General features: G+C 70.4%; 24 protein-coding genes. 12 read left to right on the plus strand and 12 right to left on the minus strand.

Annotation, left to right across the window (positions count from 1 at the left end; all coding sequences use genetic code 11):
- Positions 1 to 43: 43 nt before the first annotated feature.
- Positions 44 to 457 (plus strand): winged helix-turn-helix transcriptional regulator, encoded by a 414-nt coding sequence (locus CW359_RS13195; protein ID WP_105970082.1) that lies wholly within the window; start codon positions 44 to 46, stop codon positions 455 to 457.
- Positions 458 to 466: 9 nt separating this feature from the next.
- Here CW359_RS13195 and CW359_RS13200 read toward each other — a convergent pair whose 3' ends face one another.
- Positions 467 to 853 carry an ArsR/SmtB family transcription factor gene (locus CW359_RS13200; protein WP_105970083.1) on the minus strand — a complete coding sequence of 129 codons (387 nt, stop codon included), beginning with the start codon at positions 851 to 853 and terminating at the stop codon, positions 467 to 469.
- Positions 854 to 928: 75 nt separating this feature from the next.
- Between CW359_RS13200 and CW359_RS13205 the strand changes: the two genes are divergently transcribed.
- The 4 genes from CW359_RS13205 to CW359_RS13220 all read left to right on the plus strand — a co-directional run bounded on the left by CW359_RS13205 (position 929) and on the right by CW359_RS13220 (position 5,784).
- The gene (locus tag CW359_RS13205) at positions 929 to 2,941 is read left to right on the plus strand and encodes a heavy metal translocating P-type ATPase (RefSeq protein WP_105970084.1); all 2,013 of its coding nucleotides are present in this window, start codon (positions 929 to 931) and stop codon (positions 2,939 to 2,941) included.
- A gap of 109 nt (positions 2,942 to 3,050) precedes the next feature.
- Complete coding sequence (locus CW359_RS13210) at positions 3,051 to 3,614, plus strand: dihydrofolate reductase family protein (protein ID WP_105970085.1); 564 nt, start codon at positions 3,051 to 3,053, stop codon at positions 3,612 to 3,614.
- A 146-nt stretch (positions 3,615 to 3,760) separates the two neighbouring features.
- Entirely contained in the window at positions 3,761 to 5,257 is a 1,497-nt protein-coding gene (locus CW359_RS13215; RefSeq protein WP_105970196.1) for an AlkA N-terminal domain-containing protein, read from the plus strand.
- A gap of 44 nt (positions 5,258 to 5,301) precedes the next feature.
- Entirely contained in the window at positions 5,302 to 5,784 is a 483-nt protein-coding gene (locus CW359_RS13220; RefSeq protein ID WP_105970197.1) for a methylated-DNA--[protein]-cysteine S-methyltransferase, read from the plus strand.
- A gap of 37 nt (positions 5,785 to 5,821) precedes the next feature.
- Here CW359_RS13220 and CW359_RS13225 read toward each other — a convergent pair whose 3' ends face one another.
- Positions 5,822 to 6,577, minus strand: coding sequence for an SIR2 family NAD-dependent protein deacylase (locus tag CW359_RS13225; protein ID WP_105970086.1), 756 nt, complete (start codon positions 6,575 to 6,577; stop codon positions 5,822 to 5,824).
- Positions 6,578 to 6,717: 140 nt separating this feature from the next.
- Here CW359_RS13225 and CW359_RS13230 point away from each other — a divergent pair, with 140 nt between their 5' ends.
- Positions 6,718 to 6,924 (plus strand): DUF2191 domain-containing protein, encoded by a 207-nt coding sequence (locus tag CW359_RS13230; RefSeq protein ID WP_105970087.1) that lies wholly within the window; start codon positions 6,718 to 6,720, stop codon positions 6,922 to 6,924.
- Between the two features lie 22 nt (positions 6,925 to 6,946).
- Here the strand turns inward: CW359_RS13230 and CW359_RS13235 are convergent, their stop codons facing one another.
- Together CW359_RS13235 and CW359_RS13240 are read right to left on the minus strand one after the other, a co-directional pair.
- Complete coding sequence (locus CW359_RS13235; RefSeq protein WP_105970088.1) at positions 6,947 to 7,438, minus strand: NUDIX domain-containing protein; 492 nt, start codon at positions 7,436 to 7,438, stop codon at positions 6,947 to 6,949.
- Between the two features lie 51 nt (positions 7,439 to 7,489).
- On the minus strand, positions 7,490 to 8,443 hold the full coding sequence (locus CW359_RS13240; protein WP_105970089.1) for an ADP-ribosylglycohydrolase family protein: 954 nt from the start codon (positions 8,441 to 8,443) through the stop codon (positions 7,490 to 7,492).
- Positions 8,444 to 8,652: 209 nt separating this feature from the next.
- Between CW359_RS13240 and CW359_RS13245 the strand changes: the two genes are divergently transcribed.
- Complete coding sequence (locus tag CW359_RS13245) at positions 8,653 to 9,771, plus strand: glycerate kinase (protein WP_105970198.1); 1,119 nt, start codon at positions 8,653 to 8,655, stop codon at positions 9,769 to 9,771.
- A 76-nt stretch (positions 9,772 to 9,847) separates the two neighbouring features.
- Here the strand turns inward: CW359_RS13245 and CW359_RS13250 are convergent, their stop codons facing one another.
- Complete coding sequence (locus CW359_RS13250; protein WP_105970090.1) at positions 9,848 to 11,071, minus strand: PucR family transcriptional regulator; 1,224 nt, start codon at positions 11,069 to 11,071, stop codon at positions 9,848 to 9,850.
- Between the two features lie 198 nt (positions 11,072 to 11,269).
- On the opposite strand from CW359_RS13250, the gene CW359_RS13255 reads away from it, so the two are divergent.
- Genes CW359_RS13255 through CW359_RS13275 form a run of 5 tightly spaced genes read left to right on the plus strand, consistent with a single transcriptional unit; the run spans position 11,270 to position 16,311 of the window.
- Positions 11,270 to 12,223 (plus strand): ABC transporter ATP-binding protein, encoded by a 954-nt coding sequence (locus CW359_RS13255; protein ID WP_232838379.1) that lies wholly within the window; start codon positions 11,270 to 11,272, stop codon positions 12,221 to 12,223.
- Between the two features lie 42 nt (positions 12,224 to 12,265).
- Positions 12,266 to 13,063: an ABC transporter ATP-binding protein gene (locus CW359_RS13260; RefSeq protein WP_105970199.1), complete on the plus strand. Its 798-nt coding sequence runs from the start codon at positions 12,266 to 12,268 to the stop codon at positions 13,061 to 13,063.
- On the plus strand, positions 13,060 to 13,950 hold the full coding sequence (locus CW359_RS13265; protein WP_105970091.1) for a branched-chain amino acid ABC transporter permease: 891 nt from the start codon (positions 13,060 to 13,062) through the stop codon (positions 13,948 to 13,950). Before CW359_RS13260 ends, CW359_RS13265 begins: the two co-directional genes overlap by 4 nt.
- Complete coding sequence (locus CW359_RS13270) at positions 13,943 to 15,046, plus strand: branched-chain amino acid ABC transporter permease (RefSeq protein WP_105970092.1); 1,104 nt, start codon at positions 13,943 to 13,945, stop codon at positions 15,044 to 15,046. The genes CW359_RS13265 and CW359_RS13270 overlap by 8 nt, the downstream gene beginning before the upstream one ends.
- Positions 15,043 to 16,311 carry an ABC transporter substrate-binding protein gene (locus CW359_RS13275; RefSeq protein ID WP_105970093.1) on the plus strand — a complete coding sequence of 423 codons (1,269 nt, stop codon included), beginning with the start codon at positions 15,043 to 15,045 and terminating at the stop codon, positions 16,309 to 16,311. Before CW359_RS13270 ends, CW359_RS13275 begins: the two co-directional genes overlap by 4 nt.
- A gap of 84 nt (positions 16,312 to 16,395) precedes the next feature.
- On the opposite strand, the gene pssA is transcribed toward CW359_RS13275, so the two are convergent.
- The 7 genes from pssA to ccrA all read right to left on the minus strand — a co-directional run bounded on the left by pssA (position 16,396) and on the right by ccrA (position 24,150).
- Complete coding sequence (pssA, locus tag CW359_RS13280; protein ID WP_105970094.1) at positions 16,396 to 17,217, minus strand: CDP-diacylglycerol--serine O-phosphatidyltransferase; 822 nt, start codon at positions 17,215 to 17,217, stop codon at positions 16,396 to 16,398.
- Between the two features lie 22 nt (positions 17,218 to 17,239).
- Entirely contained in the window at positions 17,240 to 17,896 is a 657-nt protein-coding gene (locus tag CW359_RS13285; protein WP_105970095.1) for a phosphatidylserine decarboxylase, read from the minus strand.
- A 169-nt stretch (positions 17,897 to 18,065) separates the two neighbouring features.
- Entirely contained in the window at positions 18,066 to 19,271 is a 1,206-nt protein-coding gene (locus tag CW359_RS13290) for an acyl-CoA dehydrogenase family protein (RefSeq protein WP_105970096.1), read from the minus strand.
- 2 nt (positions 19,272 to 19,273) lie between these two features.
- Entirely contained in the window at positions 19,274 to 19,786 is a 513-nt protein-coding gene (locus tag CW359_RS13295; RefSeq protein WP_105970097.1) for a MaoC family dehydratase, read from the minus strand.
- Positions 19,787 to 19,801: 15 nt separating this feature from the next.
- Positions 19,802 to 20,767 (minus strand): HpcH/HpaI aldolase/citrate lyase family protein, encoded by a 966-nt coding sequence (locus CW359_RS13300; protein ID WP_105970098.1) that lies wholly within the window; start codon positions 20,765 to 20,767, stop codon positions 19,802 to 19,804.
- Positions 20,764 to 22,791, minus strand: coding sequence for a protein meaA (locus CW359_RS13305; RefSeq protein ID WP_105970099.1), 2,028 nt, complete (start codon positions 22,789 to 22,791; stop codon positions 20,764 to 20,766). The genes CW359_RS13300 and CW359_RS13305 overlap by 4 nt, the downstream gene beginning before the upstream one ends.
- Positions 22,792 to 22,806: 15 nt before the next feature.
- Positions 22,807 to 24,150 (minus strand): crotonyl-CoA carboxylase/reductase, encoded by a 1,344-nt coding sequence (gene ccrA, locus CW359_RS13310; RefSeq protein ID WP_105970100.1) that lies wholly within the window; start codon positions 24,148 to 24,150, stop codon positions 22,807 to 22,809.
- Positions 24,151 to 24,406: the final 256 nt, after the last annotated feature.

Here is a 24,406-nt window from a genome sequence, read left to right on the forward strand (position 1 = left end):
TGGTCACTCTGCGTGAGTACGCACTTTGAAGTACGGTACTGACATGGCTGTTAGCACCACGGCGGGCGGTACGGCGGCGGGCGCCGGCGCCCGGATCATGTGCCCGCAGCGCCTGACCATGGAGCACGTCACCAGCCGCTGGGGCGTCCTCGTACTGATCCGGCTGCTGGAGAGCCCGCACCGCTTCGCCGAGCTGCGCCGCGCGATCGACTCCACCGAGTCCGTCGGCCCGGTCACCGAGAAGATGCTCGCGCAGACCCTGCAGAACCTGGAGCGCGACGGCCTGGTCGACCGGCACGTCAGGCCGGTGATCCCGCCCCATGTCGACTACTCCCTCACGGAGTTGGGCCGCGAGGCCGCCGAACAGGTCCGCGCCCTGGCCCTCTGGACGAACGAGCGGCTGAGCCAGGTGGAGCGGGCGCGGGAGAGCTACGACGAGGCGAAGGGCCGCGCCTGAGCGGGGCGACTACTCGACGCCGTCCGTCTCCACGTCACCGTCCGTGTCGCTGAGCCCGAGCCGCAGATGCTCCACGTGGTAGACCGCCTGGTCGAGCAGCCCGGCGACATGGTGGTCGTGCAGCGCGTACACCACTGACCGGCCCCGGCGCTCGCCCACGACCAGGCCCAGATTCCGCAGCAGCCGCAGCTGGTGCGAGCACGCCGACTGCTCCATGCCCACCTCTGCCGCCAACTCCGTCGCCGGAAGCGGGCCTTCGCGCAGCCGCGCCAGGATCAGCAGGCGGGACGGCGTGGAGAGGGCCTGGAGCGTGGTGGCCACCTTCGCGACATTGCCCGCGTCGAGGCGTACGCGCTCGGCGGCGTCCTGCGCGGTGACGACGGCTCCATGACCCATGTCCGTATCCTACTCATCGCACATGAACGAATGAACTAATGAACGAGTGTTCATGTGTTCCTGTATGGTGCTCCCGTGTCTGCCACCCTCACCTCGCCGCCACCCCCGTCCTCACCTCCCTCCCCGGCCGCGCCGCCGTCCACGGCGCCGACCGCACCCCGCCGCCGCACCCGCGTCCTCGCGCTCCCCGAGGCCCGCTGGGCCACCGCCGCCACCGCCCTGTTCCTGCTCGCGCTGCCCCTGCAACTGACCGGCGCCCCCGCCTGGACCTGGGGTGCGCTCTACGCACTGGCGTACGCCACCGGCGGTTGGGAGCCCGGCTGGGAGGGCCTCAAGGCGCTGCGGGAGCGGACCCTGGACGTCGACCTGCTGATGATCGTCGCGGCCCTCGGCGCCGCCGCGATCGGCCAGGTCATGGACGGCGCCCTGCTGATCGTCATCTTCGCGACCTCCGGCGCCCTGGAGGCCCTGGCCACCGCCCGCACCGCCGACTCGGTCCGGGGCCTCCTCGACCTGGCCCCCGCCACGGCGACCCGGCTGGACGCGGAGGGCGGCGAACAGGCCGTCCCCGTCGAGGAGTTGACCGTCGGCGACACCGTCCTCGTACGCCCCGGGGAGCGTGTCGGCGCCGACGGCCGCGTGCTGGACGGCGTGAGCGAGGTCGACCAGGCGACCATCACCGGCGAACCGCTGCCCGCGCCGAAGCGGCCAGGCGACGAGGTCTTCGCGGGCACCCTCAACGGCACCGGCGCCCTGCGCGTACGGGTCGAGCGCGACGCCTCCGACTCGGTGATCGCCCGGATCGTCCGCATGGTCGAGGAGGCGTCCGAGACCAAGGCGCCCACCCAGCTGTTCATCGAGAAGGTCGAGCAGCGCTACTCGCTGGGCATGGTCGCGGCCACCCTCGCCGTGTTCGCCGTACCGCTCGCCTTCGGTACGGACCTCACCGACGCCCTGCTGCGCGCCATGACCTTCATGATCGTGGCCTCGCCCTGCGCGGTCGTGCTCGCCACCATGCCGCCGCTGCTGTCGGCCATCGCCAACGCCGGGCGGCACGGCGTACTGGTCAAGTCGGCGGTGGTGATGGAACGCCTCGGGCAGGTCGACGCCGTGGCGCTCGACAAGACCGGGACGCTCACCGAGGGCATGCCGAGGGTGACGGAGGTACGGCCGTTGCGTGCACCGGGCTCCGAACCGGCTTGGGGCGAGGGCGAGTTGCTGACGCTCGCGGCGGCGGTCGAGCGGCCGAGCGAGCATCCGCTGGCCCGGGCCGTGGTGGAGGCGGCGCGGGAACGCGGGCTCGCGTCGGCCATGGTGACGGAGTTCGAGTCGACGCCCGGAGTCGGGGTGACGGCGGTTGTGGGCGAGCGTCTGGTGTCGGTGGGGGCGCCCGGGCGCCTGCTGGACGGGGTAGGGGAGCCGGCGGGATCGGCGACTCGGGTGCTGGTGACGGAAGTTGAGGCGTCCGGTCGTACGGCGGTCCTGGTCCTCGTGGACGACGTGCCGGCCGGTGTGCTCGGCCTCGCCGACCGGCCGCGTGCCGGTGCCGCCGACACCGTCGCCTCGCTCGCCCGACTCACCGGCACCGCACCGGTGTTGCTCACCGGCGACAACCCGCGAGCCGCCGCCCGGCTGGCCGCCGAGGTGGGGATCGAGGACGTACGGGCCGGGCTGCTTCCCCAGCAGAAGTTGGACGCCGTAAGGGAGTTGGAGGCATCCGGGCGCAGGGTGATGGTCGTCGGGGACGGGGTCAACGACGCCCCGGCGCTGGCCGCCGCCCACACCGGCGTGGCCATGGGCCGGGCGGGTTCCGACCTCGCGCTGGAGACGGCGGACGCGGTGATCGTGCGGGACGAGCTGGCCACCGTGCCCGCCGTGATCGCCCTCTCGCGACGCGCCCGCCGACTGGTCGTGCAGAACCTGGTGATCGCCGGGGTGTTCATCGCGGGCCTCGTCGCCTGGGACCTGATCGGCACGTTGCCGCTGCCGCTCGGCGTCGCGGGGCACGAGGGGTCGACGGTACTCGTCGGGCTCAACGGCTTGCGGTTGCTGCGGGAGGCGGCGTGGAGGGATGCTGTGAGTGACTGAGCCACGATGAGTCCTGCGATGCGCGGTGCGCGGGGTACAGCATCCTGCGACGGTCCCTCGGCGGTCGTACTGTCGGACCTGTCGAACCCGTCACCGAGGAGGACTTCCGATGCGCAGCGTGACCTATTCGATGGGTGTCTCGCTCGACGGGTACATCGTCGGGCCGGACGGCGGCTTCGACTGGACGGTGCCCGACCCCGACGTCTTCCGTTTCTGGATCGACGAGATCCGGGACGTCGACGTCCACCTGATGGGACGGCGTCTGTACGAGACGATGCTGTACTGGGAGACCGCAGTCCAGGACCCGTCCCTCGGTGAAGCCGAACTCGAATGGGCCGCGCTCTGGAATCCGCTGCCGAAGGTGGTGTTCTCCACCACGCTGCCGGCGGTCGAGGGCAACGCCCGTCTGCTCTCCGGTGGTGTCGCGGAGGAGATCGAGCGGTTGAGGGCCGAGCCGGGGGAGGGGGAGATCGCGATCGGCGGCGCGACTCTCGCCGCCGAGGCGGCCAGGGCCGGGCTGATCGACGAGTACCGGAGCATCGTCCACCCGGTGCTGGTCGGCGGTGGCATTCCGTACTTTCCCCGGGACGAGCGCCGGGTGGATCTCGAACTCGTCGAGACCCGCACCTTCAACTCGAAGTTCGTCCTCCTCCGCCACCGCGTGGTGCGATAACCGGCTCGTCCGGCCGGCTGGACCGCCGGGCGGCGCACCGAGTGACGGCGAGTGATCCGGATCGCCCCTGGACACACCACCTTCATGTCGGATTTCCGCCAGCCCCACCCCTGCCCATGGCCGATGCTGGACATATGCGGAACGCGATGCACACCGACACCGAGCGCTGCGTACGCGCCGTCCGGTCCAAGGACGCGCGGTTCGACGGCTGGTTCTTCACGGCGGTCCTGACCACCCGGATCTACTGCCGCCCCAGCTGCCCGGTCGTGCCGCCCAAGCCCGAGAACATGACCTTCTACCCGAGCGCGGCGGCCTGCCAGCAGGCGGGCTTCCGGGCCTGCAAGCGGTGCCGCCCGGACACCAGCCCCGGCTCACCGGAGTGGAACCAGCGGGCCGACCTCGTGGCCCGCGCCATGCGGCTGATCGACGACGGAGTCGTCGACCGCGAGGGCGTCCCCGGCCTCGCCGCCCGCCTCGGCTACAGCACCCGCCAGATCGAACGGCAACTCCTCGCAGAACTGGGCGCGGGCCCGCTCGCCCTGGCCCGCGCGCAGCGCGCCCAGACCGCACGCCTCCTGGTCGAGACGACCACGCTGCCCATGGCGGACATCGCCTTCGCGGCGGGCTTCTCCTCGATCCGCACCTTCAACGACACCGTCCGCGAGGTCTTCGCCCTCTCCCCGACCGACCTCCGCGCCCGCCTCCCGAAGACCCGGACACAGACAGGAGACGGCGGGGTCACGACCGTCAGCGCACCCGGCGTGCTCAACCTCCGCCTCCCCTTCCGCGCCCCGCTCAACCCCGACAACCTCTTCGGCCACCTCGCCACGACCGCCGTACCCGGCGTGGAGGAGTGGCGCGACGGCGCCTACCGCCGGACCCTGCGCCTCCCGTACGGCCACGGCATCGCCGCACTCACCCCGAAGCCCGACCACATCGCGTGCCGCCTCACCCTCAGCGACCTGCGCGACCTGCCCGTCGCCATCAGCCGCTGCCGCCGGATGCTCGACCTGGACGCCGATCCGGTGGCCGTGGACGAGCAGTTGCGCACGGATCCGGTGCTTGCCCCGCTCGTCGCGAAGGCCCCCGGCCGACGCGTCCCGCGCACGGTCGACGAGGCGGAGTTCGCCGTACGGGCGGTGCTCGGCCAGCAGGTCTCCACGGCCGCCGCCCGCACCCACGCGGCCCGACTCGTCACGGCGTACGGCGACCCGGTCGACGATCCGGAGGGCGGCCTGACCCATCTCTTCCCGACGCCACAGGCGCTGGCGGCCCTGGACCCCGAGTCCCTGGCGATGCCCCGCACCCGCCGGACCACCTTCACCACCCTGGTCGCCCAACTTGCCGAAGGCACGCTCCACTTGGGCGTGGAGAGCGACTGGCCGGAGGTCCGCGCCCGACTCCTCGCCCTCCCCGGCTTCGGCCCCTGGACGGCCGACGTCATCGCGATGCGTGCCCTCGGCGACCCGGACGCGTTCCTCCCCACGGACCTCGGAATCCGGCGTGCGGCCCAGGAGTTGGGCCTCCCGTCGACCCCGGCCGCCCTCACGGCACGCGCGTCGGCGTGGCGGCCGTGGCGGGCGTACGCGGTCCAGTACCTGTGGGCGACGGACAGCCACCCGATCAACTTCCTACCGGTATGACGACGTTGAGGAACTACGAGGAGCAACAGGGAATCCCCATGAACATGAAGCAGCACACGGTCATCGACAGCCCGTACGGTCCGCTGACCCTCGTCGCGGACGACGGAGTCCTCTGCGGCCTCTACATGGTCGACCAGCGCCACCGCCCACCCGAGGAGAACTTCGGCCCCCGCGACGACACCCCCTTCGGGGAGACGACCGACCAGCTGAAGGCGTACTTCGAGGGCGAGTTGAAGGAGTTCACCTTGGAACTCCGCCTGTCGGGCACCGAGTTCCAGCGCAGCGTGTGGGAGCAGCTGTGCCGCATCCCGTACGGCGAGACCCGCTCGTACGGCGAACTGGCCGACGCCCTGGGCAATCCGAAGGCGTCCCGTGCCGTGGGCCTGGCCAACGGAAAGAACCCGGTCGGCATCATCGTGCCCTGCCACCGGGTGGTCGGCGCGGACGGCAGCCTCACGGGGTACGGGGGCGGTATCGAGCGCAAGCAGCGGCTGCTGGACTTCGAACGGGGGGCGGCGCTCTTCTAGGCCGTCACTTCTCCGCCGCTCCTCCGTCGGCCCTCCGTCAGTCCGCAGGCCCGGGTGTCCGGACCGCCGACTCCCGCAACTCCCGCAGCAGTTGGGGCAGCGCCGTGCCGATCGGTTCCCGTACGACCTCGTCCGCCCGGTCGTCGTACGGGGTCGGCTCGGCGTTGACGATGACGAGGCGGGCGCCGTGGTCGGCGGCGACACCGGCCAGGCCCGCGGCGGGCTGGACCTGAAGACTGCTCCCGACGGCGATGAACACCTGGCAGGCCTTCGTGATCGCGAGGGCGTCGCCGAGGACGACCGGGTCGAGGCGCTGGCCGAACATGACGGTCGCCGACTTCAGGATGCCGCCGCAGACGAGGCAGGCCGGGTCCTCCTCGCCCGCGTCCAGCCGTGCCAGGGCGTCCTCCATGGGGCCGCGCGCCGAGCACTCGGTGCACACGAACTCCCGTGCGGTGCCGTGCAGTTCGAGTACCTTGCGGGCAGGCATCCCGGCCAGCTGGTGCAGCCCGTCCACGTTCTGCGTGATGACCCGAACGGGCACCCCGGCCCGCTCCAGCTCGGCCACCGCCAGGTGCGCGGCGTTCGGCTCGGCCTGAAGCGTCCGGTTCTGGCGCCGCAACTGCCAGGAACGGCGCCGGATCTCGGGATCGCCCATGTAGTACTCGTACGTCACGAGCTTCTCGGCCTCGGGGTCGCGCCGCCACAGGCCGTTCGGGCCGCGGTAGTCCGGGATGCCGGAGTCGGTCGAGATACCGGCGCCGCTGAGCACGGCGACGAGGGGCTTGGTCATGCTGCCGAGGGTAGGTGGCGGGGTGTCGGGCTGCGACCGGTTAACCGTCCCGGGCATCCGGGGCATGTGGCCTTCGCCTTGGTCGTGACCCTGGTCGGCAAGGCGGTGTACGAACGCCCGTCCGGTGTTAATGTCCGCCCATGGCAGCCAAGGTCTCGGTATCGCTCGACGCCGAACTCGTCGTCGAAGTCATGGTGCTCGCGGGCGTCGGGAACCCCCAGGACGCCGTCGAGCTGGTCGTGCGGGACTACATCGCGCGCGGCCACCGGACGGAGGCCCGGGTCGCCGAGCGCGACGACGCGCGCCGGGCGGGGAACGATGTGAAGCCGCCGGACGTGCAGGGCTGAACCTCGCGGCCGGGGGTGCTCCTCAGGCCACCCGGTCGCCGTTCTCCAGCTCCACCGTGCCCGTGCCCTCCGTCAGGACGTCCAGGGCGTGCAGGACCCGGCGGCCCAGGGAGCCCAGGAGGTACTCGGGGAGTTCCTCGCGCGCCACCAGCCGCCAGGACAGCAGCTCCTCCTCCTGCAGTCTGATCGACTTGAGCGCCTCCTCGTCGAGGACACCACCGTCGTACAGATACGCCACCAGCGGCACGTGACCCGCGATGTGGACCCAGTCGACGGCCAGCAGCCGGCCCGGTTCGCGGTCGAGGCCGATCTCCTCCAGGGTCTCCCGGCGCGCACCCTGCCGCGGGGTCTCCCCGTCGTCCGACTCGATCGTGCCGCCCGGAAGGGCCCAGCCCTCACGGTAGTTGGGCTCGACGAGCAGGATCCGACCCTCGGCGTCCCGGAAGAGCGCGGCGGCGCCGGCCAGCACTCGGGGCAGACCGGCGATGTACGTGGCGAAGTCTTGAATGGTCATCCCGGAAGCCTAACCAGGGGAGATGACCGGCAGCCGCCCGTCGGCCGTCCGTCACACCTGCGGGTGTCCCAACGCCATGGTCCGTGCCGCCAGTTCACTGATCCGCGCCCCGTCGAAACCGAACACCGCGCTGCGTACGGTGTCTTCCAGCGGGTCCGTCCAGCGGCTCGGGATCGCCGCCGCGCCGCACAGCACCCCGGCCACCGAGCCCGCCGTCGCGCCGTTCGAGCCGGTGTCCAGGCCGCCCCGGACGGTCAGCGTGATCGTGCGCGTGAAGTCGCCGTCTCCGTACAGGAGTCCGGCGGTGAGCACGGCGACGTTCGGGACCGTGTGGATCGAGCCGAGGCCCGCCGTCTCCCCGGCGAGCGTGGTGAGCGTGTCCTCCCAGGGCAGCCGGGTCTCGTGCAGCGCCATGACCCGGCGTACCGCGCGGGCGAGGCGGCAGCTCGGCGGGATCACCGTCAGCGCCGTGTCCAGCGCGCGGCGCACGGTGGGTGCCGTGAACGCCGCCGAGATCAGCGCCGCCGCGAACATCGCCCCGTACACGCCGTTGCCCGAGTGCGAGAGGACGGCGTCCCTGCGGGCCAGGTAGGCGGCGCGCTGCGGGGCGTCGGGGCAGGTCCAGCCGTAGATGTCGGCGCGGATCAGGGCGCCGGTCCACTCCTGGTACGGGTTGTCGTGCGTGGCCGTCAGGGGCGGCTTGAGACCGGCCGTGAGGTTGCGGTAGGCGGCGCGTTCCGCCGTGAACGTCAGGAGGTACGGCAGCCGCAACAGCCACAGCTCGCCCACCTGTTCGGTGCTGAAGCCGAAACCGTGCGTCTCCAGCAGGTGCAGGCCGAGGATCGCGTAGTCGACGTCGTCGTCCCGGCAGCTGCCGTGGATCCGGCCGTGCGTCAAGTGATCGCCCCGTTCGACCGGCTTGCCGAGCGTGTTGCCCGCGATCCGGCCCAGCCAGCCCCCGAGAACACGGTCCGCGAGGTCGGCGTCGGTGCCTGCGTGCGTCATGGGTCCGGTCTACCACCATGTGCCGTCACCGGCCGTGCCCTGGCTGTGAGCGGCCAGGAGGGCATGACGGGGCACGCCTCCTGCGGTTAAGGTCGCAGCGGCGCGACTGCCCTGACGTATGCGGGGCCGGAAAGCAAGGGATGTGCAGGGTGGCGGACGCTTCGGGTACGGCGGGTACGGCGAAGGCGACGGGTGTGCGGGCGGCTCGGGTGCTGATCGCCGCCGACAAGTTCAAGGGGTCGCTGACGGCCGTACAGGTCGCCGAGCGGGTGACGGCCGGGCTGCGCAAGGCGGCCCCCCATGTAGAGGTCGAGTCACTGCCCGTGGCCGACGGCGGCGACGGCACCGTCGCCGCCGCTGTCGCCGCCGGATTCGAACGGCGTGAGGTACGCGTCGCGGGCCCGCTCGGGCACGAGGTGACGGCCGCGTTCGCGCTCCGCGACGACACCGCGGTGGTGGAGATGGCGGAGGCGAGCGGCCTCCAGCGGCTGCCAGCGGGCGTCTTCGCACCGCTCACGGCATCGACGTACGGCTCCGGCGAACTCCTGCGGGCCGCGCTGGACGCGGGCGCGCGCACCATCGTCTTCGGCGTCGGCGGCAGCGCCACCACCGACGGCGGCGCGGGCATGCTCTCCGCGCTCGGCGCCCGCTTCCTGGACGCCGACGGCGAGCCGCTGCCGCCCGGCGGCGGTGGCCTCGACGGCCTCGCCACCGCCGACCTCTCGGGCCTCGACGCCCGCCTCGCGGACGTCGACTTCGTGCTGGCCAGCGACGTGGACAACCCGCTGACCGGACCGAAGGGCGCACCCGCGGTGTACGGCCCGCAGAAGGGCGCCTCCCCGGACGACGTCGACACCCTGGACGCCTCCCTCGCCCACTACGCGAAGATCCTGGAGACGGCGATCGGCCCCAAGGCCGCCTCGTACGCCGCCGCACCGGGCGCGGGCGCCGCCGGCGGCATCGGCTACGGCGCCCTCATCCTCGGCGCCCGCTTCCGTCCCGGCATCGAGGTCATGCTCGACGTCCTCGGCTTCGCACCCGCCCTGGAACGCGCCACCCTGGTCATCACCGGCGAGGGCTCCCTCGACGAACAGACCCTGCACGGCAAGGCCCCGGCGGGCGTCGCCGCGGCGGCCCGCGCGGAGGGCCGCGAGGTCGTCGCGGTCTGCGGACGCCTCGCCCTGCGCCCGGAGGCCCTGGGCCGCGCGGGCATCCGCCGCGCCTACCCTCTGACGGACCTCGAACCCGACCTCGCCAAGTGCATCGCCGACGCCGGACCGATCCTCGAACGGGTCGCGGAGAACATCGGACGGGACTTCCTGGTCTGACGGGACACCTTGATCGGATTGATCTGGATCAATCCGATCAACCTCATTGATCCAAATCAATCCAAATCAATCCAAATCAATCCGACTGGTCCGGCGGGACTTTCTGGCCCGACAGCCGGTACGCGTCCAGCGCCAGCGTCATCTCGATCAGATCGCGCGGCCTGGCCAGCGACCTGGACGTCAGCTGCTCCAGCCGCCGTAATCGGTTGAACACCGTGTTGCGGTGGCAGTACAGCCGCCCGGCCGCCCGCCCCGCCGACCCCTCGCAGGCCAGCCACACGTCGAAGGTCTCCAGCAGCACCTCCCGGTCGGCGGGCTCCAGCCCGACCAGGGCGCCGAAGACGGACGACACCAGCCGGTTCGCGAGTTCCGGCTGGCTCACCACCAGGGCCGTCGGCATCCGCTGATCGAGGCGTACGACCTCACTCGCGTCCGCCGGGCAGGTACGCAGCGCCAGTTCCGCCAGCCGCCTGGCCCGCCCCAGCTCCGCGAGCCCCGGTACGACGGGACTGATCCCGCCCGCCCCCGCGCACCGCCCGCTGAGCGCCTGCGCCACCGCGTCGAGCCCCTGGTCGGGCCCCAGCAGCACCACGCCCACCTCCCGGTCGGCCCGCATCCGCCACACGAACCGGTACCCGGCGCCCCGCAACGGCCGGTGGAAGGCCTCCCTGGGGTCGCGCCGCTCGGCCCGCAGCACCACCACCGCGTACGCGCCCCGCTCCGGCAGATCGAGCCCCGCCGCCGCCCGCGCGGCCAGCACCGGCGACTCCTGGCCGTCGAGCAGCGCGTCCAGCAGGGCCTGCAGCTGCTCGTCCGTGCGCCGCCGCAGCTCCATCTCGGTCGCCCGGTACGCCTCCGACGCCACCGCCGCCTGCGCGTCGATCGCCGACCAGACCAGGGTCGCCGACCGCATCAGCACCGCGAGCCGCTCCGTCTCCTGACCGCCCGCGCCCTCCAGCAGCGCGTCCCACACCAGATAGCCCGCACTCCGGTACGCGTGCACCAGCAGCTCCAGCGGCAGCCCCTGCTGGGCCCGGCGCCGGCCCGCGTCCTCCGCGTACTCCAGGTCGCGGCGCGGGGAGCCCCGGGGCGCGGAGATCGTCCCGATCCCGATCCGCATCGCCTCCTCCGCCTCCCGCCACTGCTGGTCGGGCGGCAGGACCTGCTCGTAGACGGGGGAGTGCTCCGCCAACTGCCGCACATGCTCGTCCACCAGCTCCGGCACCCGTTCCAGCAGCGCGGCGCAGGCCTCGGCGAGCACCTGCCAGTCATGACCCGTACGCCTTCTGCGCGGTCCCATGAGCGGAGGATGTCACTCGCCGCCGCCCGGCGGCAGGCCCCTGACACGCAGCGTTGTGCTCGCGCACAACGGCCGGCGGAGTCCTCTGGTCACCGGCCACGTTTCAGCGCGGTTTCGGTCGCGACCCGTGGACGGACGCCCGCCCCGGTGCTGGGCTGTGCGCCACACCGGACGTGTGGGCGGGAGGGAGCGGACACCATGGGTGGTGGCACGAGGGGATCTCCCGGCGGCTCGGAGAGCCGTTCCTCGGGCGGTGCCGGGCTCGTCGTACGGGACCTGTCCGTCGGGTACGGGCCCGTGCGCGCCCTCCGAAACGTGACGCTGGAGGTGCCCGAGGCGGGCGTCGTGACCGTGCTCGGCGGCAACGGCGCGGGCAAGTCCACCCTGCTGCGCGCCATCAGCCGCACCCTCTCCTTCCAGGGCGGGGCCACGATCGGCGGCACCGTCACCCTCGGCGGACGCCGGATCGACGGGCTCGCCCCCGACCGGGTGGTCGCCGCCGGGGTGTCCCAAGTCCCGGAAGGACGCCGGGTGTTCGCCCGGATGACCGTCGCCGACAATCTGCGCGCCGGGGCGCTCGGCGCACGAGGCGGATGGCGTGAACGGGGCGGAAGGGGAGGGCATGGTGGACGTGGCGGGCGCGCGGAACGGGCTGCCGCCCTGCGCCGCGTCCACGAACTGTTCCCCGTCCTCGCCGACCGCGCCCAGCAGCGCGCCGGGCTCCTGTCGGGCGGCGAGCAGCAGATGCTGGCCGTCGCCCGCGCCCTGATGGCCACCCCCAAGGTGCTCCTCCTCGACGAACCGTCGCTCGGCCTCGCCCCGCTGATGGCCGCCCGTATCGCCGACACCGTGCGCGAGATCAACGCCCAGGGCACCTCCGTCCTCCTCGTCGAACAGAACGCGGCCCTCGCTCTCCGCCTGGCCACGCACGCGTACGTCCTGGAGGTCGGCGAGGTCACCCTCTCCGGCCCCTGCGCCGAACTCGCCGCCTCCGACGAGGTGCGGCGCCGGTATCTGGGCGTGGTGGACGAGGACGCGGCGGCGGATGCGGCCGGGGTGATGGATGAGGCCGAGGCGATGGACGTGACGGGTGAATCGGCTGCAACCGGGTTGAGGCCGTCCATGTCGAGGTTGACCAGATGGGAAGGTTGATCCACATTGACCACTATTGACGGTCCAGTGGACGACGGCCCCCTGGCATCCACCATTGACGCCCACGCCGTTCCCGCCCTCCACATTGACCACCTCACCGTCCGCTTCGCCGGCCTCCTCGCTCTCGACGACGTCACCTTCACGGTCAACCCCGGCACCGTCCACGCATTGATCGGTCCCAACGGCGCCGGCAAGTCCACCTGCTTCAACGTCCTGTCCGGTGTCTACCGGGCCACCTCCGGCAGCGTCCGCTTCGGCGAGCACGACCTGACCGGCATGCCCCCGCACCGCATCGCCGCCCTCGGGGTCGTCCGGATCTTCCAGAACCTCGCCCTGCCGCCCCACGCCACCGTCGAGGACAGCCTGCTCCTCGGCCGCCACCGCCTGACCCGCACCGGCTTCGTCGCCGCCGGGCTCCGGCTGCCGTCGGCGGCGCACGAGGAACGCCGGCACCGCGCGCGGGTGCGCGAGATCGCCGAGTTCGTCGGCCTGGCGGGGTACTTGGGGCGCCCCGCCGGATCCCTGCCCTACGGGCTCCAGAAGCTCGCCGAACTCGCCCGCGCCCTGTGCATGGAGCCACGGCTGCTGCTCCTCGACGAACCGGTGGCGGGCATGACCGCCGACGAACGGCGCCGGGTCGCGGCCGTCATCGCCGGGGTCCGCGACAGCCTCGGTATCTCGATCGTCCTGGTGGAGCACGACATGGGGGTGGTGATGAGACTCGCGGACACGGTCACGGTCCTGGACTTCGGGCGGCTGATCGCGGACGGGGCCCCGGCGGACGTACAGAACGACCCGGAGGTCGTACGGGCCTATCTCGGTGAGGAGGCCGCGCCGTGAGCACCTTCGCCGAACTGCTCCTCAACGGCATCTCCATGGGCAGCGTCTACGCCCTCATCGCCCTCGGCTTCGTCGTGATCTTCCGGGCCACCGAGGTCGTCAACTTCGCGCACGCCTCGCTCCTGCTCGCGGGCGGCTATGTCACCGCGTCCCTCCACGACGACATCGGCTTCTGGCCCGCGCTCCTCGCGGGCATCGCCTCAGCCGCGCTCGTCGGCGCGGCCGTGGAATTCCTCGTCATGCGCCGCTCCCGGGGCAGCGACCACAGTGTGCTGGCCATCGTCACCATCGGCGTCGACATCCTGCTGACCACCGAACTCACCCGCCGCCTCGGTACGGACGTCCTCGCGCTCGGCGACCCCTGGGGCGACGCCGTCCTCACCCTCGGCCCGATCTCGCTCGCGCACACCCGGATCGCCGCCTTCGTCGCCGCTGCCCTGCTCATCACGGCGTTCCTGCTCGCCTTCCGCTACACGACCTGGGGTGTCGCGATGCGTGCGGCGGCCGAGAGCCCGGAGACGGCCGCCCTCATGGGTGTCAGGCTGGGCCGGGTCTCCCTCGGCGCGTGGGCCGTCGCGGGTGGACTCGCGGCCGTGGCCGCCGTGTTCCTCACCGTCTTCCCGACCCCGGGCCTGGAACGGGCCACTTCCCTCGCCGCCCTCAAGGCCTTCCCGGCGGCCATCCTCGGCGGCCTCGACTCCACCACCGGCGCCCTCGTCGGCGGTCTGGTCGTCGGCGTCACGGAGTCCCTCGCCACCGGCTACCAGAGCGACCTCACCTTCATGGGCCGCGGCCTCGGCGACCTCGCGCCCTACCTGGTCATGGTCGCGATCCTGCTCGTCAGGCCCGCCGGGCTCTTCGGCACGAAGGAGCTGGCCCGTGTCTGACGTACTCACCGAGACACCGGCCGAGCCCCGGCGCACGCTCCGCAAGCCGCACGCGCGCACGTACGCGGCTGCGGCGGGGACGATCCTCCTCCTCGCCCTCCCGTTCTACGTGGACCGCTTCTGGCTCCTGGCCGGGCTGTTCGCCATGGCCGCCGCGATCGGTGCCATCGGCATCAACCTCCTCACCGGAGCCACGGGGCAGCTCTCCATGGGGCACGCCTTCTTCCTCGCGGTCGGCGCCTACAGCTACTGCGTCTTCGCCGCCGAGGGCGGTGACGGCCTGACCGGGCTCGGCCTGCCGACCTGGCTCGCGGCCGTGCTGGCGACCCTCGTCGCCGGGGTCGCGGGCGGTCTGTTCAGCCCGATCGCCGGGCGCCTGCAAGGCCCCTACCTCGGCATCGCCACCATCGCCCTGATCTTTATCGGCCAGCACGTCCTGTTCAACGCACGCGAGCTGACCGGCGGCTTCAACGGCCGTGACGTACCACCGCTGAGCCTCTTCGGCCTCACCTTCGACGACAGTGAACTCCTCGTCGCCAACGTGCCGTTCGGCTCCGCCGAGAAGCTCTGGTACGCCGGACTCGTCCTGCTCCTCGGCGCAGCGCTGTTCGCCCGTGGCGTCCTGCGTGGTCGGCCGGGGCGGGCCATGAACGCCATCCGCGACCACCGCATCGCCGCCGGGGTGATCGGCGTGCCCGTGGCCCGCTACCGCGCGGCCGTCTTCGTCCTGTCGTCGATGTACGCGGGGCTGGCCGGTGTGCTCCTCGCCCTCGTCTTCCAGCGGACCGTGCCCGACTACTTCGGCATCACCCTGTCGCTGGAGTACCTCGCGATGATCGTCATCGGTGGGCTCGGCTCGGTCTCCGGGGCGGTGATCGGGGCGGCCTTCGTCTCGCTGCTGCCCCAGCTGCTGACCCGCTACAGCGACGCGCTGCCCCTGGTCTCCGCCCCGGGCACGGGCGGGATCGCACCGGGCGAGGCGTCCCGGTACCTGTACGGCGCCGCCGTGGTGGCGGTGGTGCTCTTCCTGCCGGGCGGGCTGGTCAGGGTGGCCGCCCGGCGCCGCGTCGGACGTACAACTGGGGAGGAACGATGACCACGAGAAACGCGGCCCGAGTCGCCGCGGGCGCGCTCGCCGTGCTGCTGGCGGTGGCCGGGTGCAGCTCCAAGGCCAAGGACGACGGGGGCGACAAGGCCTCGGCCCCGGCGGGCGGCGTCAAGACCGACGTCGGGGTGTCCGCCAAGACGATCTCGGTCGGCGTGCTCACCGACATGACGGGGGTCTACGCGACCCTCGGCAAGAGCGTCACCCAGGCCCAGCAGCTGTATGTGAAGCAGCTGAACGCCGCAGGAGGCGTCTGCGGGCGCCAGGTGGCCCTCACGGTCCGCGACCACGGCTACGACCCGCAGAAGGCCGTCTCCGGCTACACAGAGCTGGAACCGGACGTGCTGGGCTTCGCCCAGTTCATCGGCTCGCCCTTCGTCGCCGCCGTGAAACAGCGCGTCGACGGCCAGGACAAGGTCCTCGTGCTGCCCCAGGCGTGGGCCGCCTCGCTGCTCGGCAGCCCGTACATACGCGTGATCGGGTCAACGTACGACATTGAGACGATCAACGCGGTCGACTTCTTGATCAATGAGAAGGGGATCAAGAAGGGCGACAAGATCGGTCATGTCTACTTCGAGGGGGACTACGGCGAGAGCGCCCTGGTCGGTTCGAAGTACATGGCGGAGAAATCGGGGCTGACGGTCGTCGAGCAGAAGATCAAGCCGACCGACAACGACATGACCGCCCAGGTCGCCGCGCTGAAGCAGGCGGGCGTCAAGGCGATCGTGATCAGCGCCGGACCGCGCCAGGCCGCCTCGCTCGTGGGTGTGGCCGCCGCCGGGGGCTTCAACGTCCCGGTGATCGGCAACAACTCGGCCTTCGCCCCGCAGCTCCTGGCCACCCAGGCGGGCCCGGCCCTCTCGAAGAACTACTGGGTCGCCTCGCCGTCCCTGCCCATCGGGGCGGACACCCCTCAGGCGCAGAAGCTCGTGGCCGACTACCAGGCGGCCTACCCGAGCGACTCGCTCGACAACGGCGTGGTGGCCGGCTGGACGGCGGCCTCCGTCTTCGGCGAGGCGCTGAAGAAGGCCTGCGCGGACAAGGACCTCACCCGCGCGGGTCTGGACAAGGCCCTGTTGACGATCAACTCGTTCGACGCCGGCTTCGGCAGCCCGCAGGACTTCACCGACCCGGCGGCGCCCTCCTCCAAGGAGAGCGTCATCCTCCAGCCCGACAAGAGCGTCACGGGCGGCATGAAGGTCGTACGGGAGTCCGAGGCGTCGTCCGTCGCGGAGGGCTACACGCCGGGCGCCTGACCGCCGTAGAACCGTGTACGCAACGCGGAGGGCCCCGAACCGTCTCCGGTTCGGGGCCCTCCGTACAACACACCGCTGAGACCGCTACGGCAGCTGCGCCGCCCGTGCCTCGCGGCGGTTGTCGCGGAAGTTGTTCACGCGGCGGGCCGTGGCGAAGAGCGGGATCACCGCGCCCAGGACGAGCTGCAGGGCGCAGCCGGTCTGCAGGAGCAGCTGGCCGCCGGGGGCGTCGAACGCCCAGGCCGCCAGGAGGGCCATCCCGGAGACGATCCAGGAGACCATCGCGATCGCGAGCGGACCCCGGGGCTTCGGGTACTCGACCCGGCTCACCATCAGCCAGGCGGTGCCGACGATGGCCATGAGCGTGGCCACGAACGGCAGCTCCAGGAGCACGATCGAGACGACCGTCAGGGCGCCGAAGGGACTCGGCATGCCCTGGAAGGTGCCGTCCTTCACGGTCACGCAGGAGAATCTCGCGAGTCTCAGCACGACCGCCAGCAGGACGACGATCGCGCCGACCGCGGCCACCTTCTGGTACGCGTCGTCCGCGACCATGCCGTACACCAGGACGAAGTACGCCGGTGCCAGGCCGAAGCTGATCAGGTCGGAGAGGTTGTCCAGCTCGGCGCCCATGGGGGAGGAGCGCAGCTTGCGGGCGACCAGACCGTCGAAGAGGTCGAAGACCGCCGCGCAGAGCATGAGGATCACCGCGGTGGCCGCCGAGTGACGGGCCATGCCCGACTCGTCACTGCCGGTGAGGTGCGGGATCAGGATGCCGGTGGTGGTGAAGTACACCGCCATGAAGCCGCAGGTGGCGTTGCCGAGGGTGAGGGTGTCCGCTATTGAGAGGCGGAGAGAGAGGGGCATCTCCTCCTCGTCGTCACCCACCTCGTCGGCCTCCGGCACCCAGCCGGCCCGTGTCTCGGGATCAATCACGGTCAATGCGAGTCACCCCTGCCACCGTCTTCTGGCCGACCTCGACCGCGACCTCGACACCCTCGGGGAGGTAGATGTCGACGCGCGAGCCGAAGCGGATCAGGCCGATCCGGTCGCCCTGCTCGACCTTCGTGCCCTGCGGGACGTACGGGACGATGCGGCGAGCGACCGCACCGGCGATCTGGATCATCTCGATGTCACCGAGTTCGGTGTCGAAGTGCCAGACGACTCTCTCGTTGTTCTCGCTCTCCTTGTTGAACGCCGGAACGAACCCGCCGGGGATGTGCTCGACGGACGTCACCGTGCCGGAGAGGGGCGCGCGGTTGACGTGTACGTTGAGCGGGCTCATGAAGATCGCGACGCGGGTGCGTCCGTCCTTCCACGGCATGATGCTCTGCACCACGCCGTCGGCGGGGGAGATGACCCGGCCCTGGGTGATCTCGCGCTCCGGGTCACGGAAGAACCACAGCATGCCCGCCGCCAGCGCGGTGGCGGGTACGGCCACGGCCTTGGCGGCGCCGGACTTGCGCGCGCGTACCAGGCTGAGGGCTGCGGTGGCGAGTGTCGGGAGGAGCCACGGCGATGCTCCGCGCGCCAGGCGTACGCCTGCCAGGCTGTCGCGAGGTGCAGAGGTTTGGCTGTGGGGCATGGATGACCTTCGTAGCGGATGATGCCGCGCTGTATCAGGGGACGGCGGCTTTCCCGCGATCGTAGCGGCTCACAGCCACAACTGGGTAAGCCAGGAAGCCGAGTCGGCGGCTGAAGAGTGCTGACGGGGTGTGATCTTCTTCTCGAAGAAAACACCCCGAACCGGACAATCAGCCCTGGAATTTGTACTCTTCGAGCAACCTGCGCCCGATGATCATTTTCTGGATCTCGGCGGTACCTTCGCCGATCAGCAGCATCGGAGCCTCTCGGTAGAGGCGCTCGATCTCGTACTCCTTGGAGAAGCCGTAGCCGCCGTGGATCCGGAAGGCGTCCTCGACGACCTCTTTGCAGTACTCGGAGGCGAGGTACTTCGCCATCCCTGCTTCGAGGTCGTTTCGCTCCCCGGAGTCCTTTTTGCGTGCCGCGTTAACCATCATCGCATGCGCGGCCTCGACCTTGGTAGCCATCTCGGCCAGCTTGAACTGGATCGCCTGGTGCTGGGCGATCGCCTTGCCGAAAGTGTGCCGTTGCTGGGCATACGAGACGCCCAGTTCGAAGGCACGCTGAGCTACCCCGCAACCACGTGCGGCCACGTTGACGCGGCCCACCTCGACGCCGTCCATCATTTGGTAAAAACCTCGGCCGGTGGCGCCACCGAGTACCCGGTTGGCCGGAATTCGCAGGCCGTCCATGATGAGTTCGGTGGTGTCGACGCCCTTGTAGCCCATCTTGTCGATCTTGCCCGGAATGGTGAGCCCGGGCCGGACCTCACCGAAACCGGCCTCCTTCTCGACCAGGAAGGTGGTCATCGACTTGTGCGGCGCGGTCCCCTCCGGGTGTCCTTCGTCACTTCGCACGAGTACGGCGACCAGAGTGGACGTTCCGCCGTTCGTCAGCCACATCTTCTGGCCGTTGAGGACGTACTCGTCGCCGTCCTGGACGGCCTTGGAGGTGATCGCCGACACGTCCGAGCCGAGCCCCGGCTCCGACATCGAGAAGGCACCGCGGACATCGCCCGCCGCCATCCTCGGCAGGAAGTACTCCTTCTGCTCCTGCGTGCCGTGCTGCTTGAGCATGTAGGCCACGATGAAGTGCGTGTTGATGATCCCGGAGACCGACATCCAGCCACGCGCGATCTCCTCGACGCACAGCGCGTACGTCAGGAGCGACTCGCCCAGGCCGCCGTACTCCTCCGGGATCATCAGGCCGAACAGGCCCAACTCCTTGAGGCCGTCGACGATTTGCTGCGGATACTCGTCGCGGTGCTCCAGCTCGGTCGCGACCGGGATGATCTCCTTGTCCACGAAGTCCCGCACGGTGGACAGGATCTCCCGCTGGATGTCGGTGAGACCGGCGGTCTGGGCGAGTCGCGCCATGGCTACTTCTCCTGCTCCTTGAGCTGGGGCCGGCCGGGCTGTTCGCCGCCGCGCTCCTTGATGTAGGTCTCGGTCGGCACCATCACCTTGCGGCGGAACACGCAGACCAGCGTGCCGTCCTGCTTGTAGCCCTTGGTCTCGACGTAGACGATCCCGCGGTCGTTCTTCGACCGGGAGGGCGTCTTGTCGAGGACCGTCGTCTCGCCGTAGATCGTGTCGCCGTGGAAGGTCGGCGCCACGTGCTTCAGCGACTCGATCTCCAGGTTGGCGATCGCCTTGCCCGACACGTCCGGCACGGACATGCCCAGCAGCAGCGAGTAGATGTAGTTGCCGACCACGACGTTCTTGCCGAAGTCCGTCGTGTTCTCGGCGTAGTTGGCGTCCAGGTGGAGCGGGTGGTGGTTCATCGTCAGGAGACAGAAGAGGTGGTCGTCGTACTCCGTGACCGTCTTCCCGGGCCAGTGCTTGTAGACCGCGCCGACCTCGAACTCCTCGTAGGTGCGTCCGAACTGCATGGTGCTCAGGGCTCCTCAGTAGACGGGGATCTCGAACTTCGACGTCCGCTTCATACCGCCCGCCCGCCCCTTGCCCGAGATGACCAGCGCCATCTTGCGGCTGGCCTCGTCGATCATCTCGTCGCCGATCATCGCGGAGCCCTTCTTGCCGCCCGCCTCGGACGTGTAGTACTCGTACGCGTCCAGGATCAGCTCGGCGTGGTCGAAGTCCTCCTGGGAGGGCGAGAAGATCTCGTTGGACGCCTCGACCTGGCCCGGGTGCAGCACCCACTTGCCGTCGAAGCCGAGCGCGGCGGCGCGCTGCGCGACCTCGCGGTAGCCGTCGACGTTGCGGATCTGGAGGTAGGGGCCGTCGATCGCCTGGAGGTTGTTCGCGCGGGCGGCCATCAAGATCTTCATGAGGATGTAGTGGTAGGCGTCCGCCGGGTAGCCGGGCGGCTGCTCGCCCACGACCAGCGACTTCATGTTGATCGACGCCATGAAGTCGGCCGGGCCGAAGATGATCGTCTCGACACGTTGACTGGCTTGAGCGATCGCATTGACGTTGTTGAGGCCCTGCGCGTTCTCGATCTGCGCCTCAATACCGATCTTGCCCAGCTCGAAGCCCATCGTCTTCTCGATCTGCGTCAACAGCAGATCGAGGGCGACGACCTGCTGAGCGTCCTGCACCTTCGGCAGCATGATGCAGTCGAGGTTCTGGCCGGCCCCCTCGACGACGGTGACGACATCGCGGTACGTCCACTCCGTCGTCCAGTCGTTGACGCGCACGACCCTCGTCTTGCCCGTCCAGTCGCCCTCGTTGAGGAACTTGACGATGGTGTGCCGCGCCTCGGGCTTGGCGAGCGGCGCGCACGCGTCCTCCAGGTCCAGGAAGACCTGGTCGGCCGGCAGGCCCTGGGCCTTCTCCAGGAAGCGGGGGTTGCTCCCCGGGACGGCCAGACACGAGCGCCGGGGGCGCAGACGGTTGACGGGCGTGGTCATGCGGGGACCTCCAGGGGGTCGAGCTTGTTCGCTTTCCGGATCTCGTCGACGATGCGGCCGATGATTCCGGTGATGTCGAAGTCCTTCGGGGTGAAGACCGCGGCCACGCCCGCAGCCCTCAGCTGTTCGGCGTCACCATTGGGGATGATCCCACCGGCGATGACGGGTATATCTGTGGCACCGGCCACACGGAGCCGTTCCAGGACATCCGGCACGAGCTGGGCGTGCGAGCCGGACAGGATCGACAGGCCGACCGCGTGCACGTCCTCCTCGATGGCCGCGTCCACGATCTGCTCCGGGGTGAGCCGGATGCCCTGGTACACCACCTCGAACCCGGCGTCCCGCGCGCGTACGGCGATCTGCTCGGCCCCGTTGGAGTGTCCGTCCAGGCCCGGCTTGCCCACCAGGAAGCGGAGATTGCCGACGCCCATCTCCTTCGCCGTGTCCGCGACCCGGCGCCGCACCAGTGCCATCGCGGTGCCCTCCTCCGCGGTCACCGCGACCGGCGCGGACGAGACCCCGGTCGGCGCCCGGAACTCCCCGAACACCTCACGGAGGGCCCCGGCCCACTCACCGGTCGTGACTCCGGCGCGGGCGCACTCCAGGGTGGCCTCCATGAGGTTGTCGGTGCCCTTCGCGGCCTCCTTCAGCCGCTCCAGCGCCTTGCACGGGCGCGGGTGGTTGAAGGGCGGCTGATAGCGCGTGTCGCGCCAGCCCTGGAGCGCGGTGGTCACCCGTGCCTCGACGGCCGGGTCGACCGTCTGGATCGCCGCGTCGAGGTCCGCGGTGAGCGGGTTCGGCTCGGTCGACTCGAAGATGTTGACGCCCACGATCTTCTCTTGACCGGACTCGATACGGGCCCTGCGCTCGGCGTGCGAGGCGACAAGCTGCGACTTGAGGTAGCCCGACTCGACGGCGGCCATGGCGCCGCCCATCTCCTGGATACGGCCGATCTCGGCGAGGGACTCCTCGACCAGCTCGGCCACCTTCGCCTCGACGACATGCGACCCGGCGAAGATGTCCTCGTACTCCAGCAGATCGCTCTCGTAGGCGAGCACCTGCTGCATCCGCAGCGACCACTGCTGGTCCCAGGGCCGGGGCAGCCCCAGCGCCTCGTTCCAGGCGGGCAGTTGGACGGCACGCGCGCGTGCGTCCTTCGACAGCGTCACCGCCAGCATTTCCAGCACGATCCGCTGGACGTTGTTCTCCGGCTGCGCCTCGGTCAGCCCGAGGGAGTTGACCTGGACGCCGTACCGGAAGCGGCGCTGCTTGGGGTTGTCGATGCCGTACCGCTCCTGGGTGACCTGGTCCCAGATCCGTCCGAAGGCCCGCAGCTTGCACATCTCCTCGACGAAGCGGACGCCCGCGTTCACGAAGAAGGAGATCCGGGCGACGACGTCACCGAACTTCTCGGGCGGCACCTGCCCCGAGTCCCGGACGGCGTCCAGCACCGCGATGGCCGTGGACATCGCGTACGCGATCTCCTGGACCGGGGTCGCCCCCGCCTCCTGGAGGTGGTAGCTGCATATGTTGATCGGGTTCCACTTGGGGATGTGGTTGACCGTGTAGCAGATCATGTCCGTCGTCAGCCGGAGCGAGGGTCCCGGGGGGAACACATGGGTCCCCCGGGACAGGTACTCCTTGACGATGTCGTTCTGGGTCGTTCCCTGGAGCGTGGTGATGTCGACACCCTGCTCCTCGGCGACGACCTGGTAGAGCGCCAGCAGCCACATGGCGGTGGCGTTGATCGTCATCGAGGTGTTCATCTGGTCCAGGGGGATGTCCTGGAACAGCCGGCGCATGTCACCGAGGTGCGAGACGGGCACGCCGACCCGGCCGACCTCGCCGCGGGCGAGGATGTGGTCGGGGTCGTACCCGGTCTGGGTCGGCAGGTCGAAGGCCACCGACAGACCTGTCTGGCCCTTGGCGAGGTTGCGCCGGTACAACTCGTTGGACGCCTCGGCCGTGGAGTGACCGGCGTACGTGCGCATGAGCCACGGCCGGTCCTTCTGACGCTCACTCATCGATGACCTCCGGTCTCAGATGTTCCGGAAGCGGTTGATGGCGTCGATGTGCTGGGCGCGCTTCTCCGCGTCGCGCACACCGAGGCCCTCCTCGGGGGCCAGGCACAGGACGCCGACCTTGCCCTGGTGGAGGTTGCGGTGGACGTCGTACGCGGCCTGCCCGGTCTCCTCCAGGGCGTACACCTTGGACAGCGTCGGGTGGATCTTGCCCTTGGCGACCAGGCGGTTGGCCTCCCAGGCCTCGCGGTAGTTGGCGAAGTGGGAGCCGATGATGCGCTTGAGCGACATCCACAGGTAGCGGTTGTCGTACTCGTGGTTGAAGCCCGAGGTGGAGGCGCAGGTGACGATCGTGCCGCCCTTGCGGGTGACGTAGACCGAGGCGCCGAAGGTCTCGCGGCCGGGGTGCTCGAAGACGATGTCGACGTCCTCGCCGCCGGTCAGCTCGCGGATGCGCTTGCCGAACCGCTTCCACTCGCGCGGGTCCTGGTTGTGCTCGTCCGCCCAGAACTGGTAGCCCTCGGCGTTGCGGTCGATGATCGCCTCGGCGCCCATCGCGCGGCAGATGTCCGCCTTCTGGTCGCTGGAGACGACACAGATCGGGTTGGCGCCGCCGGCCAGCGCGAACTGCGTGGCGTACGAGCCGAGTCCGCCGCTCGCGCCCCAGATCAGGACGTTGTCGCCCTGCTTCATTCCGGCGCCGTTGCGCGACACCAGCTGGCGGTACGCGGTGGAGTTGACCAGCCCGGGTGCGGCGGCCTCCTCCCACGACAGATGGTCCGGCTTGGGCATCAGCTGGTTGGACTTGACGAGGGCGATCTCGGCGAGCCCGCCGAAGTTCGTCTCGAAGCCCCAGATGCGCTGCTCGGGGTCGAGCATCGTGTCGTTGTGCCCGTCGGAGGACTCCAGCTCGACGCTCAGGCAGTGCGCGACGACCTCGTCGCCGGGCTTCCAGGAGTTGACGCCGGGGCCGGTGCGCAGGACGACGCCCGCGAGGTCGGAACCGATGACGTGGTACGGCAGGTCGTGCCGCTTGGTCAGCTCGCTGAGCCGGCCGTAGCGCTCCAGGAAGCCGAAGGTGGAGAGCGGCTCGAAGATCGACGTCCACACCGAGTTGTAGTTGACACTCGATGCCATGACGGCCACCAGGGCCTCGCCCGGGCCGAGTTCCGGCACCGGGACGTCGTCCAGGTGGATCGACTTGCGGGGGTCCTTGTCGCGGGTTTCGAGGCCCGCGAACATGTCCGTCTCGTCCTTGTGCACGGTGATCGCACGGTACGACTCGGGGAGCGGAACGGCGGCGAAATCGGCCGGAGTCGAGTCCGGCGACTGGATCGCGTCCAGGATGTCCTTCACGGTCACGGTGTTGCCTCCGGCGAATGGCGTCTTGAGGGGAGACGCTGAGGGTTACGTCGGTGCTGCTGAGGGTTTGGGTGAGAAGTGCCGTCGGTTCGGCGGGAGGTGCTTTCGGCAGCGCGGGGTGGCGCGGGAGGTTGCCTGTGACGCAGGCGTCCGGGCGCGCAAGCACGTGGTTTGCGGGGACAGCCGACGTACGAATGGTCTCTGCACGCCGGCCGCCCGGACACCTTCAAGGTATGGCACCCCGTGTCAGGTAGCA

This window comes from Streptomyces geranii (genome assembly GCF_002954775.1).
Taxonomy (GTDB): Bacteria; Actinomycetota; Actinomycetes; order Streptomycetales; family Streptomycetaceae; genus Streptomyces; species Streptomyces geranii.

Excerpts from the sequence above, each read along its gene's own strand:
- CW359_RS13195 (WP_105970082.1), top strand. The coding sequence starts at position 44 with ATGGCTGTTAGCACCACGGCGGGCGGTACGGCGGCGGGCGCCGGCGCC.
- CW359_RS13285 (WP_105970095.1), bottom strand. The coding sequence starts at position 17,896 with ATGCCCCACAGCCAAACCTCTGCACCTCGCGACAGCCTGGCAGGCGTA.
- CW359_RS13210 (WP_105970085.1), top strand. The coding sequence starts at position 3,051 with ATGCGCAGCGTGACCTATTCGATGGGTGTCTCGCTCGACGGGTACATC.
- CW359_RS13275 (WP_105970093.1), top strand. The coding sequence starts at position 15,043 with ATGACCACGAGAAACGCGGCCCGAGTCGCCGCGGGCGCGCTCGCCGTG.
- CW359_RS13200 (WP_105970083.1), bottom strand. The coding sequence starts at position 853 with ATGGGTCATGGAGCCGTCGTCACCGCGCAGGACGCCGCCGAGCGCGTA.
- CW359_RS13255 (WP_232838379.1), top strand. The coding sequence starts at position 11,270 with ATGGGTGGTGGCACGAGGGGATCTCCCGGCGGCTCGGAGAGCCGTTCC.
- CW359_RS13305 (WP_105970099.1), bottom strand. The coding sequence starts at position 22,791 with ATGAGTGAGCGTCAGAAGGACCGGCCGTGGCTCATGCGCACGTACGCC.
- CW359_RS13235 (WP_105970088.1), bottom strand. The coding sequence starts at position 7,438 with ATGACCATTCAAGACTTCGCCACGTACATCGCCGGTCTGCCCCGAGTG.
- CW359_RS13250 (WP_105970090.1), bottom strand. The coding sequence starts at position 11,071 with ATGGGACCGCGCAGAAGGCGTACGGGTCATGACTGGCAGGTGCTCGCC.
- CW359_RS13240 (WP_105970089.1), bottom strand. The coding sequence starts at position 8,443 with ATGACGCACGCAGGCACCGACGCCGACCTCGCGGACCGTGTTCTCGGG.
- CW359_RS13295 (WP_105970097.1), bottom strand. The coding sequence starts at position 19,786 with ATGCAGTTCGGACGCACCTACGAGGAGTTCGAGGTCGGCGCGGTCTAC.
- CW359_RS13220 (WP_105970197.1), top strand. The coding sequence starts at position 5,302 with ATGAAGCAGCACACGGTCATCGACAGCCCGTACGGTCCGCTGACCCTC.
- CW359_RS13225 (WP_105970086.1), bottom strand. The coding sequence starts at position 6,577 with ATGACCAAGCCCCTCGTCGCCGTGCTCAGCGGCGCCGGTATCTCGACC.
- CW359_RS13215 (WP_105970196.1), top strand. The coding sequence starts at position 3,761 with ATGCACACCGACACCGAGCGCTGCGTACGCGCCGTCCGGTCCAAGGAC.
- CW359_RS13290 (WP_105970096.1), bottom strand. The coding sequence starts at position 19,271 with ATGGCGCGACTCGCCCAGACCGCCGGTCTCACCGACATCCAGCGGGAG.
- CW359_RS13230 (WP_105970087.1), top strand. The coding sequence starts at position 6,718 with ATGGCAGCCAAGGTCTCGGTATCGCTCGACGCCGAACTCGTCGTCGAA.
- CW359_RS13300 (WP_105970098.1), bottom strand. The coding sequence starts at position 20,767 with ATGACCACGCCCGTCAACCGTCTGCGCCCCCGGCGCTCGTGTCTGGCC.